The organism is Nitrosospira sp. Nsp2 (genome assembly GCF_003050965.1).
Taxonomy (GTDB): Bacteria; Pseudomonadota; Gammaproteobacteria; order Burkholderiales; family Nitrosomonadaceae; genus Nitrosospira.
In genome coordinates, this window is record NZ_QAOU01000010.1 from 87,757 (window position 1) to 100,517 (window position 12,761).

Here is a 12,761-nt window from a genome sequence, read left to right on the forward strand (position 1 = left end):
TATCCCTCAGGGCGGACCCCGCCTATTGGACTCAAGTCCAAGTTCCTCAGTACAGTTGGCAAAGTAATAAAAAAAGGGGAATCGCCTGGCGCTGGCAGTCGTCCTCTCCGCCATAACCAAGTTCCCTCCCCTGGACGCACGATAGATCTGTTTGCGACGCCGGTTAGGGATGGACCCCCGCTATTCCGAGGCGCCCATCCCGCTGCTTCCTAGATAAAGTCAAAGTTACCGGCAGTGGCTGCGGCATTGGCGTTGAAGATGCCGATGAGGGTGATTTCCCCCGCCGACGTCTCTCCGCCTCCAGCTTGAACCCATTGCCACAAGCTGAAACTGTTGCCATTGGTATCGTTGACAACCAGTAGCGCATCTTCACCGGCAGCTGCCGTGATGACGAACTCTGCGTTAAAGGCTGCTGAAACTGCGGCAGCGTTCCCAAGATTTGCAGTGGTCACGCCTTCGCCACCTACACCTGTCAGGAGCAGGGCCTCGATATTGGCATTCGCCTGTCCCACGGTAACATTCACCGTACCTCCCGCGCCATTCCCGGCACCGAACAGGAAATCGTTGTTATCGTTGCCGTCGTCATATGCAGTGTTGAGCGCACCGCCGAACTCAACCTGATCATCGACTCCATCAGTTCCATTGGCGTCAAAATTGTTAATTGTGTCGCCAAATTCAGCCGTCGCGTTGAACCTGAAGACATCCTGGAGGTTGTCGTTCGCCGCGCCCGAATCGATGGTGTCAGCCCCGTTACCGCCAATGAGTATGTCAGCTCCCGCGCCGCCATCGATGGTGTCGTTTCCTGCCTCGCCATTGATGGTATCGTTGCCGGCCCCGCCAATCAGGACGTTGACGACTCCGCTGCCCGTCAATGTGTCGTTGGCCGAACCGCCGGTGAAGTTTTCGATCCCCACAAGAACGTCGGAATTGGGGTTATTACTGCCCGAACCACCCACAACGATCGGTGCCGCACCGCCAAGATTTACGGTTAGTGCCGCAGTGTAGGCTGCGTAATTGGCCGTATCGGTGTTTGCACCCCCATCCAACGTATCGCGCACGTTATCAACGGTCGCAATCAGCGTGTCGTTTCCAGCGCCGCCATTGAGCGTATCGCTGCCCAAACCGCCAGTAAGGATGTTGTCGACGTTGCTCCCCGTCACTGTGTCGTTGCCCGAGCCGCCAACAAAGTTCTCTATCCCTACGAGAACGTCGGAATTGGCGGCAGTACTGCCCGAACCACCTACAACGATCGGCGCCGCACCGCCAAGGTTCACGTTCAGCGCAGCCCCGTAGGCGGCATAGTTCGCTGTGTCGGTGTTTGCACCTCCATCCAGGGTATCGCGCACGTTGTCAACGGTCGCAACCAGCGTGTCGTTGCCGGCTCCGCCATTCAGAACGTTCGCCACGTTGCTACCGGTCAGCGTGTCGCTGCCCGAACCGCCAGTGAAGTTTTCAATTCCCACGAGAACGTCGGAATTGGCGGCAGTGCTGCCCGAACCACCCACCACGATCGGTGCCGCACCGCCCAGGTTTACGGTCAGTGCCGCGCCGTAGGCTGCATAGTTGGCTGTATCGGTGTTCGCGCCGCCATCGAGCGTATCCCGCACATTGTCGACGGTTGCAACCAGCGTGTCGTTACTTGCGCCGCCAGACAGGATGTTGGCAACGCCGTTGCCGGTCAGCGTGTCGTTAAACGCGCTGCCTGTCAGGTTTTCTATACTGGTCAGCGTATCCGTGCCTGCTCCACCGGTGTTCTGCGGACCCCCATTACTCAGGGAAACGGTAACGCCAGCGGTCGCGGTTGCATAGGTGGCCGTGTCGTTGCCGCCCAGACCGACTATCAGATCGTTGATTGCCGAACCAGCGAGCGTGTCATTACCGGCCGTGCCGATTACGAGCCCGAGCGTGCTATCTGTGAACTGCAGTCTCTCGATGTTGCGCAGCCTGTCCGACCCGTCGAGCGGATTCAACGCGACGTCGGTTACCGTAACCGTGCCATCGTTGGCCACGCCGATCTGGTAGTCGGCCTGCACGCCACGATATGCCGCCGTGTCTATATCGCCTGCTCCGTTTGCTGTCAGGATTTCCCGCACGATTTGCAACTGGCCCGCGTTGTACGTTCCGTTGAACATCTCGGTGACCAGTTCTTTCATGCTGTTGGCGCTGTCGATTTCGGCACCGGTGCCGCCATTGGGGCCGACATTCTGCCTCACGCTGATGCGAACATTCAGCCATTTGTCGCCATCGATGATGTCATCGCCGCCACGGCCGGTAATCAGGTCGTTGCCATCCCCACCGAGGATGATGTCGCCTGAGCCGAATGACGTGACTCCTGCACCGACCACATCCTGGAGGCCAGCGATGAGCGCGATTCCCTCGGCATCCAGAACGCTACCGAGATAGCCGGCGGCGCCGCCCGCGGCCAGCGGGACAAGTGTCGTCGCGTCCTCATCAGACCCTGACAAAAGGTCATTGAAAGCCGAACCCGACAATCCCTCGACAGCCTCATACACATCCAGTGCTGAATTTTGAGGGGGTACCGGGTTCTCATCGAACGCCAAGCGGAAGAAATCCGCATTGACGCCCGACGTGTTGTCCTTGTAGGTCGCCCAGTCAAAGCCTGACATGCCTATCAACTTGCCGACGCCAGGGCTGCCAACCATGATGTCATCGCCGCCTTCGGCGATGAACTCATCGAAGCCGCCGTCGCCGAGGAATACATCATGACCCTTGACGCCGTCGCGGGCGAAAATCTCGTCGAAATTGTCGCCAGGAGCGCCGTCAAACGTACCGACCTCGATCCAGTCATTGCCTTCATTACCGAGAATCCGCTCCGCATTCTTGGTGCCGAGGACAAAATCATTGCCTTCGCCTGCGAACACTTCCGAGAACGCATCGCCGCCGAGAACGACGAAGTCCTGACCTGCACCAGCCAGGATCAGGTCTGCCCCAGGGCCGCCGTGCACGACGTCGTTGCCTGCGCCAGCCTTAATGTTGTCGTCGCCACCCGAGTCACGGATGATATCGTCGCCATTCCCTCCATTGATGATGTCGTTGCCGAAACCACCCTCGAGGTTATCGTTGCCGTCATCGCCGAACAACGTATCGTCGCCCATGCCCGCGATAAGAATGTCGTTGGCGCTGGTTCCTCCAAGGATGACATGGTCTTCACCGGCATAACGCAGGTAATTGGTATCGGTGCCGGGCGTAGCAGGATTGTTGCGGACAACCAGTTGGCTGAGGATACCAGCGCCAACCGGATCGTTGCTTTCAAGGTCGCCATCGCCATCCAGGTCGTTGAACTGCCTACTCTGATCGACCTCCAGGATCAGGTTAGGGGTAGAGAACACGTCCGATGGCAAGTGGGTTGCGTTAGTGTTGGCCATGATCATGGAGGCGAATGAATTATTTTCCATCTCGCCGAACAGATGCAGGCCGTCAAGGCGTTGCAGGTAATAGAAGCGATCGCCGTTCTGCAGACTCTCCATCTGCATCTCGAACACGAAGTTGAAAGTCGAGCCGAGCATGCCGCCGAAAGGCATTGTTTCTTCCGCAAGACCGCCGATCCAGAGATCGACATTCTCAAGGCCGCCCAGCGCCCCCCCAGCGTACGCGCCTGTCGCGTTGAGGAAATCGACAGCGTCAGCCGGGACTTCAAGATCGCCGACCGACACACCGGTGATAATCGTGAGGGCCGCGTCGCGCTTGCCTTCGATCGTGGTCTGGCCCGTAATCAGCGGGTGCGTGCCGTAAGCAGCGATGAAATTGATGATCGAGGCCTCATTCTTGAGATGGCCGGCAAAATCGACCCAGCTCTCGTATGGCTTGAGTTGGGCGTCATCGTTGGTTGCCTCGTAGAAGTCGCGTCGGGCTGCGTTGAGCGACGGAACGCCGGTATCGCGTCCGCGGGCCAGATTAATGGTTGCCAAATCGAGCGGCAGGCCCAGCAAGTTGTTGCGCAGCGCGCTCGTGACGAACTCATCAATGTGGTTTCCGACTTGGCGCGTCATGCCTCGCACGATGGCACCTGCGGCAATATCAGCGTCAACCGTGCTACTCGTTCCGTTATTCTCAAACTGGATCGGATTGAGGAAACCCTCGATCAGGCCGATGTGGTCCTGGTTGAAGCTGGGGTCAAAGCGATCAATCGATTCAGTCAGCATCGAATGGCCGAAGCGATAGACGACGTGGGCGAATTCAGCGACGATGGAAGGATCGATGGTAACGTCGAAGCCGTCGGGAACCAGAAAGGGGTTGATCGCCGGTTGGATCTTGCGCGCGAATTCCTCAAACACCAGATGCTGATATTGCATCTCGGTGACGAACTTCGCCGCCTGGAAGAGGCGCGCACCGTCCCAAACCAAAGCATCCACCTGCTCCTGCGTGGTTGGAAGCGCAGCCACATCCACAGCCAGCCATTCGTTCAGGAAAGTAAGGTTGCCGGTACTCAGGACGACTTCCTGCGTATGTCCAACGAGCCTGTTATGCTCCGAATGGAATATGTGGTGTACTGCGGTCAGGCCAATGTTCTCATTGGCGCGGCCGTCCCCTGCGATGTAGTGCGCATCCAGCAATTCATTATCATATTGGCCGTTTGTGGGCGAGTTGTCCGGATTGCCTAAACCAATTTCAATGTCGCCATCGGCAAGGCCGGTCGGGACAGCGTTGTGAGCAATGTCGGCAAGGAAGGCATGGCCGGTCCGATACGCGCCAGCCGTAAGGACGCCAAGACCGCCATTGGCGGTCGGATCCCCCTCAACCAGGATAGCCGGATCGCCAGGATTGGCGCCGGGGAAAACGAGCTGGGGAAAACCATTCGGCCCAGGGATAAAATTTCCGTACTGGTCTGCAGCGAGCAGCGGAATATTCCCGACATCGGAATCAATCAACTGGATTCCGAGCAGATCCGCCGCCTGTGCCTTGACGTCCGCCCAGGTGGCCATGCCCCCATTACCGCCTTCGATCAGCTTGCCAGTGGCGACCGGGTCGCCGGCCGCATTCAGCTCATATTGGCGGAGGAACACCTGGTGCGAGGAATGCGAGGTATAGGTCTGGTTCTGGTCTACGAACGCGGTTGTCGTATTTACGGGCCGCACATCATCCGCGGTTCCCATAATGTTGTCCGCACCCGCTGAAACGGTAGCGCGTGTCAGCACCATGAAATTGGTAGGACTGGTGGGATCGTATAGCGGATCGTCCGGCTGCAGGGGAATGAATACCGTACCGCTGCCTCCCTTGTTGACGAGATCAAGCCCGTGGTCGAAGAACTGGCCGAACAACGTGAACCATGAGTTGAACGGGGCGGACAATCCTGCGTCGGGCGCAATGTTCGAGAGTACGACGTTGGCGCCGTCCAGCTCAACGCCATTGGTCGCCAGCAACGTATCAAGGGCGGTACGGGCATCGGTCAAAGCTGTCTCTGCATCCGCACGCGCCGCTTCGGCTGCCGCTGCGGCGGCGGCCAGATCGGTATCATCGGGGTTGGCTGCGGCGGCTGCGGCGGCTGCGGCCGCAGCCACTTCGGCAGCGGTCAATGCGTTGAATAGCGACTCGATCGGCGCAAACGCGTTGCTGATCTGCGCCGTAACCGCCATTTGGTTGGCGGCGGGTACGATTCCAGCCTGCTGCAGGGCGGTCAAAATCGCTGCAGGATTGCCCAGGGTCTGGTCGACGATCAGGTTGGAGATGGTGCGAATGCTTGAATCGATGACGATCGAGTTAGGATCATTCGAAGGATTATAGTTTGGCGCTGTCGCCATGGCGGGAGCCGGCCCAGGTCCGTCAGGATCAAGGGGGGTTCCATCCGCCGGCCTGTATGAGGGCGTCAACAGCTCAGGAAATTGCTGGTCCGCTGCACCCCATGTCGGGTGGAGCAGGTTGTTGTAGGTACCGTCGACTGTACGCAGGCCGAACGAATTGTTATAGGACGGGATGAGCCCGCCGGGGCCGAACAGCGGCTGGCCGCCGGCGTGCGCCTCAGCTATCTTGATCTGGGCGAGGATAAATTCTAGATCTGATTGAATGACTGTGACTGCCATGGTGATACTCCTTGAGAATGTGATTCAACTTGGACGTGAGGCCGAACCGTCGGCCGTGCACTGCACCCCTTGCATCTTGTAAGTTCCGTCGTAACCGCTGAGCACGCTCGCCACTCGGGTGGCGCTATTCGTCAGGCGATATACCATCCGACGAAACAAATACTACGCAGCAGCCCATTACGGATCAGGTACAAATCACACAAATCTCAAACAAATTTCACAATAATTGGGTTTCCCCCCACTCCAAAAATGGGAATGGCCAGAAAAGGGCCGCAACGACGCCAAAGGAACAGATACGCCGCTTTTTTCAGGGTAAATGCAGGCGCGCCGGGTTACAGTTGGAGACACTACAGAATGAACGGCGAGGTCGCGCCAAGATATCGCGAGCGCTTTGGGCCTGGTACGGCCCTCTCTCGCCCATGAGGACGCGGTACGGATAACTGCTGGGGCCGGCAAGTTCTAAGAACTCGGAATCAGCGGCAGCGCAGGCCATCAGCAGCACCCGGTTGACACCGGACCTGCGTCCTCGTCGCGAGTAAGCTGGGGAGTAAGCTGGGTATGGGGGAAATGGAGTCAGCCAGTGGAAGGATGAACGTTTCCATTCTTTCGAATGACGCAGCCGAGAGCCTTGCCAGCCGATCCGAAAAACAGGAGAGCTGGCCCTGTGCTACGATCTCTTGTAGTGTAAATTCCCGGGGATTTGCGTGAGGCGTGCAAATCTCGCCTGCAACCGCTCGCGCATTGACTGTGCCCAGGGGGCGTCGTCGGTTCCGTCGAGAAAAGGACCCTGATACAACTTCCTGAGTTTCTCAACCCATCTTTGCGAATCGCCCGAATTCTCGCCCGACAATCGTTCGAACGCCCAGCAATCTACCCAGCAGAAGGTCGGATTGATTGTAAGGCGATTCTCCTGCCTGCGGATCGCCTGTTCCCCAATGAGTTTACGCAACCTGAATAAGGTCGTCGCAAGCGCCTGTGCAGCCGCGTCGCCTTCGGCGTCGGGCCAGAGGGCATCCGCCAGCCTCGCTTCTGACACATCGCGACCACCCAAGGCGATCAGCGCCTTCAACAACTCCAGCGGCTTCTTCTGGGCTTTCCCGGAAAATTGCAGGGCTGTGCCTTGTTTGACTACGCTAAAACGTCCAAGGGTATAAACACGGATGGGCCAGGGCCATAACTCCGCGTCCCGCCATGTGGGATCCGGATTTAGTTCATTGCGTTCAATGAGGGTGCGAACATAGGCCGTCTCAATATCGGCCTCGAGTGCTATGGAACATAGCTTTGAAATCACTCGCGGGGGGAAAAAAAAGAAATGCATGTAACCATGTTGTCGGCCAAGGCGCATGCCGTTAGCTAAATGGTAGAGGACGTGATTTTTCCCGTATGCATCCAGCGCGACAAAGGCTGAAAAGAGTTGATAGGCATACTCGATCAACGGATTTTTGATGCTCGCGCCGACCCTGCGCCCAATCTTCAAATACAGTAGCGCTTCATTGTTCCTGCCGCACAGATGAAGCAGCAGCCCGAAGCCAAGGTTATCGACCGCGATGTAGTAGGGCGTGCCGCGAGCTTCCGAAGCAGCTACTGCCCGGCCCAAGAGTTGTAGTGCCAGCGTTGGTTCTCCTGCATAAAATTTGCGCCAAGCCGCCACAGCATAGTAGGCACCACGATCCACAGACGGCATCGGTTCAGCCAAACGCTCGAAGGCCGCGAGGAACTCGTCTGTCCGTACAAGATCGCCTCGATTAAGGCTCATCACCGCGCCAAGCTGGAGCAGAACGGAATCAAACAGACGGTTGCCTGTCCGCTCTGCAGCGCGCAACCCGTCTTGAACCGATTGCAAACAGCGCTCTTTCATGCCGGTATGCATTGCAACCGTGGCCTCGTTTATGTAGTCCACCGGGGTGCGAGGCGGCCGTTCAGCCGAGGGCAGGTTAATTGCGTAGTGAAGCATGCTTAGAACAGATTCGGCCTCCGCATGTTCGCCGCGCAAAATGTAGTATGTCACCAAGCGGTGGCGCAACAATGGCCGGTCGGCGGAGCATGTGTCGTGCTCCATTATCTTTTGCAAGCGTTCACGCCACAATAATAGATCCGGATGCAGAGGCTGGCGGAATGATAGCGCGATAACGAAAGCGATAGTAACCCGCACATAAAGGTCTTGTGGCAACAGCTCAAGTCGGCCGGTAAGTCGTTCGTTGAATTCCCCGACCCAAGGGTCCATCTGCCGGAGGTTTCGGTAGATGTAAAAAATTGTATCGATAAGGCCCGACCAGCTCATTGCCATACCCACGAGGTCGTCCATCACGCTAAATTGCCGATAGGCGTTTTCAAGAATTGCCTGGCTGGCAGCAGGGTCCGAAAATGCCTTGCTGCTGCCGTGCCAGTAGAGCAACCACGGATCCGTGCCGATCACATCGGCGGGCAGCTTCTCCATCCAGGCCACGAGGGTTGCATCACGGCCCTGCGCCTTCAGAGTCGAAGCACTCGCCAGGATTACTTCCGCCAGGCGCCGCCAGTTGCGAGCCTGCTCCAGCAAGTCGATGGCAGCCTCGTTATCGCCGTCCGTTATCAGCAACTCAGCAGCTATGCAATACTTTGACCCCAGCTCGGCCGCAGAGTATCGCGCCATCGCTTGTTCAAGGAGAAACTCCCGAAAGAGGGGGTGGAACTGATACGCCGGTTCCTTTCCCCCATAGCGTGTGATGAAATAGTTTCGCCGTATCAGCTCCCGCAGCAGCTCCCCGGCTTTGGGTGTGCCGGTTAGTTGCGTAACGCGGGGTATGGTCATCTTAGGGAGCAACGCGCTTTGCAATAGCAGGTCGTGGCAAGTGATGTCGAGTTTCTTGAAAACTTCGACACTAAAATAATCAAAGACCGGCTCTCCCTGTTGGTCTCCTAGGGAAAGGTTCAGATCGGTACCATTATGGATACCATCCGTACGCTCGAGCATCAGCATCAAGCCCATCATCCATCCTGCACTACGGGCCTGCAGTAGCGTCGCGGCCGCGGCAGGCAGCTTCATCCCTTGTAGCTCGGCAACGCCAGATGTCTCCTCACGCGTTAAAATAAGGTCGTCCGCACCTATGATCGTCAATGTATGGTTAAAACGCGCTGCGGCGAGTGGCGTTGGGCAAGCGTCGCGGGTAGCGATGACGAGGTGGCAGTTCTCTGGAGTTTCCTTGCAGGCAACCTGTACCACGACGTGCAAGGGCGAGGCGTCGGCCACCTCCTGGTAGTTATCCAGAACCACGACAAGGGGGCTTTTCAGTCCAGCGTAAAATCTGCGAAAGTACTGCCGACTGAACCTCACAAGGTCAGCCGCGGTGCCTGGGTCGAAATCAGGCAAGGGAGCGGCGGCGGCAAGTAAATGTTCCTTAGCCGCTTGGCCGAAATAGTGGAAAAACGTGGCTACGTCTTCGTCGCCCGAGTCCACCTGATACCAAAGGCATCGACGGTTTCGAAATTCAATATAACTTGAAACCAGCGTGGTTTTACCCGCTCCGGGTGGTCCATGGACGAGGGCAACTGAATGCTCTCTCCATGCGATATCCAGCTGATCGAATAAGCGCGACCGCTGATAGACCGCGGAGAGACGCGGGCGGCTAGTCTTAGCCAGCATAACTTCCAAACAGGGGAACTGTGAGGAAGCGGCGTTTGAAACCGGAATAAACGATCCGGTTAAAGATAGGTCTTTCTGGTCGCATTTGGGGGTAGCCTTGGCAGAAGCTAGTTATTGCAGTCTTGCCTGCTATTTTCTTTTTAAAAACACGTTATAATATTAAGCAAGAATCGAGCCGTTGTATATAAGTAAATGTATCCTTGCGGATTTCATCTCCCGCCCCGGTTGAAGCAGCATAAAGTGTAAAGCTCTCGAGAGTTGCAGACACTGAAGATGTCGGGCTAGAACCCGGCAGCGGAAACCGGAAACGACCCCGTCCCCGATATCCCCGAATTTTCCTTGATTTGGCTGGGCAGATAACCGAGCCGCAGATACCGCTGGTTGCGGTGGGTGCGGGGCTATATGTCCTTATTCGGTTTATAGAGGCATATAGTCTCTGGCATTACAAGAAGTGGGCCCTGTGGGTCTCGGCGGCAAGCGGAGCAATTTATATACCTTTTCAGCTGCTGGAACTGTGTGAACACGTTACCTGACTAGGTCTCGGCGCCTGGCACTAAACCTTCTCACGGGAAGGAGATACTGAAGTAGAGCCTGCCTTACAGTGATCCCATTTTTTACGGTGCAGGCCTTTGGGACCGTTACTAAAAAGCCGTCACGGTAAGGGAGGGGGAGGGGCAAAATAAAACCCGCCGAAGCGGGTTCCAGGAGAGGAGAAAGGTTAGGCGTTTAATGTTATTATTTTGTTGGGACTTGCTCTCTATATTCCTATTGGACCTTGGTGCTACTCATTACTGTTAGCCGCCCCTAGTATGACGGAGCCGCCAACCCAACAAACTAAGTCCGGCCAATAGCATCATGTAGGTTTGAGGTTCCGGAATGGCTGACACGCTGTCCATCACTCCTAACAATCGAGTATCAAGAGGGTTTCCTTCGGCAGATAAAAATGAAAGGCGAATGAAATTAGAGCCGTTAAATTCATTAAGATTAAGTTCGCTTGGCAAAGCGAAATCGCTCAGCCCTCCGGTCCCGCCCAATGGCAAATCTTGAAACTGGAAGTCAAAGGCTTGTGTGACCAGACCCAACGATGCTATAGGACCTGTAAGCCCCACTTGGGAACCATACCCATTAAAATTGCTTGCATGTGTAATTGGCCCAACAAATATGTAGGTCTGCAAATTTTCGAACGCGCCCGTTGCAGTACCCATTTCGGTATTGACTTTGAAGCTGCCCTGATTGCCGTAATTCGTAAATTCCGGCGATGGCGTTGAGGTTGGCGATGCATTTTCGTCATAACTGAGATACGCGGAGAACGGAGTGCCCTCAAGGCTTAGCAACTCCTGGGGTGTTTGAAGCGCATGTTCAACAGTGAGTTTCCCCATTATCTCCCATGTAACCGCTTGGGCGCTGCCTGCTCCGGTCATCAAAGCAACAGTCACAAGTCCGGCAGCTATCTTCATTCCTTCCGATTTCATTTGTATCTCCTTTTTGTTTTTGTTAAATCGGCACGGATGTGACGATGGGGATGTTACTGATGTACCTCCATTTACAGCTACCCCTGGCGAAAGGCTCGAGCGCCTTCATGCTATAACAACAATCTTCTCCAATCGATACTAGATGAGGGTTTTCTTTCAAGTATCTAGCTGAGAAGATGATCCACGCTTCTCATATGAAGCGGCTTCGCATTTATAGTCGAACACCCCGTCCTACGCCGCTTTGTCATGCTGCATAGGCTTCATGGGCATAGCAATGCATTGATGTGTTGATATGGACGACGTCCTGTTGTGGTTGAGCCCATAATGTTCCTGAAACATTCAAATATCAAGCAGTATTAGGAGGGGTGTCGTTATTCCTGCGGGTAAAACCCAGATCATCCCAAGAAGCTTTTCTAACTATTACCACGCTTTTATTACGGGCCCCGACGGGGCAGGCATGAACGATCTCGGCACGCCGGGCGAACAAAGCATCGCTTATGGTATCAACGACGCCGGGCGTGGTGGGGTCCTTCAACGGGCATGCTTTCGTTACCGGGCCAAATGGCGCGGGGATGACCGATCTTAACTCCTTGGTGAGCCTTCCGGCCAACGTCGTCTTGACAGCCGCAACAGCAATCAACAACCATGGACAGGTCGTCGTGAATGCCTCCATTGTTCCCGAACCCGAAACCTATGCATTGATGCTGGCCGGCTTGGGCCTGATCGGATTTTTGACGCGCCGTAAGAACGCAGAAAATCGAACTTAGGCTCAATTAAACCTTTAATTCGTCCTCCCCTTGGCCGGAAGGAGGAGCATTACCATTGACTTGGGCTAGAACGGGTAAACGTGGCGGTACTTGAAAACGTCAAAGCCGGGATAATTTTTCCCTTCGAGCTTCGCGCACTGACAGAGCCGGGCACTCAGAGCCTGGAACATGCCAGTATCGCGGAGCTTTTGCCGTATCACGGTACCGCCTTATTCTGAAATACACTTGCCCAGTCAGGCCGCAGGTACGTTCTCCCACGATCATCCTCGAGATTCTGCGCCTCTTCTCCGCTCGGCCCCTTATTTTTATCCTCTGGCTGCGCCGTGGGTTTGTTTACTTGTTTTCTACCTCCACTTTTTTATACGCAGAAGGTCGCCTGCATCGCTCGATTGCTATGCAGGGACTAGAAGAGGCCCCCACCTGCTGTCGAGAACACTCTGTTTTGCTCTTTTCCCGCTCTGCCCGATAGTACCGTTGTACCATCCTGCACCTCAGAAGCCCCTGCCTAGGATTTACTGCCGGCAGCCCATCAAGGAAGCCCATTAACCCTGGGTTTGTCCAACCTCCGCTTGTGCGTGGGAGGTTGCGCAGCGTCTGACCCGTTGGTTTAAAAGGGCCTACATTGCCTTCAATTTACAGCAGGCCCTTGCGGCTGGATAAGGAAGGCAAATCGAATGAAACCACGTTGATTTGATTTATGCGGACGCCGGTAGTGATCGTCTTGTACCTTCGTCCAATTGTTTCACAGAGTTAAACAACTCATAGTACTCCCTGGCCGCCCGTTTCCCGCTTAGATGAGCTGACGACGTCGCGCTGTCACGAGACTAAACAGCTCGCCAATTTAACACCACGGAGAATTATG

Annotated in this window: 5 protein-coding genes and 1 pseudogene; 3 read left to right on the forward strand and 3 right to left on the reverse strand. The window is 55.8% G+C overall.

What is annotated here, in order from left to right:
- Positions 1–209: 209 nt before the first annotated feature.
- Both C8R31_RS15245 and C8R31_RS15250 read right to left on the reverse strand, forming a co-directional pair.
- A complete protein-coding gene (locus C8R31_RS15245; RefSeq protein WP_107694996.1) occupies positions 210–6,038 on the reverse strand; it encodes a peroxidase family protein in 5,829 nt (1,942 codons plus the stop codon).
- A gap of 667 nt (positions 6,039–6,705) precedes the next feature.
- Positions 6,706–9,660, reverse strand: a complete 2,955-nt coding sequence (locus C8R31_RS15250) for an AAA family ATPase (protein ID WP_107694998.1) — start codon at positions 9,658–9,660, stop codon at positions 6,706–6,708.
- 323 nt (positions 9,661–9,983) lie between these two features.
- Here C8R31_RS15250 and C8R31_RS15255 point away from each other — a divergent pair.
- Positions 9,984–10,193 (forward strand): annotated as a pseudogene (locus C8R31_RS15255) (DUF2127 domain-containing protein); the annotation flags it as partial.
- Positions 10,194–10,454: 261 nt separating this feature from the next.
- On the opposite strand, the gene C8R31_RS15260 reads toward C8R31_RS15255, so the two are convergent.
- Positions 10,455–11,132: a PEP-CTERM sorting domain-containing protein gene (locus C8R31_RS15260; RefSeq protein ID WP_107695002.1), complete on the reverse strand. Its 678-nt coding sequence runs from the start codon at positions 11,130–11,132 to the stop codon at positions 10,455–10,457.
- A gap of 497 nt (positions 11,133–11,629) precedes the next feature.
- On the opposite strand from C8R31_RS15260, the gene C8R31_RS16625 reads away from it, so the two are divergent.
- The gene (locus C8R31_RS16625; RefSeq protein WP_258192733.1) at positions 11,630–11,899 is read left to right on the forward strand and encodes a PEP-CTERM sorting domain-containing protein; all 270 of its coding nucleotides are present in this window, start codon (positions 11,630–11,632) and stop codon (positions 11,897–11,899) included.
- An 80-nt stretch (positions 11,900–11,979) separates the two neighbouring features.
- The gene (locus C8R31_RS16120; protein WP_181320657.1) at positions 11,980–12,117 is read left to right on the forward strand and encodes a hypothetical protein; all 138 of its coding nucleotides are present in this window, start codon (positions 11,980–11,982) and stop codon (positions 12,115–12,117) included.
- Positions 12,118–12,761: the final 644 nt, after the last annotated feature.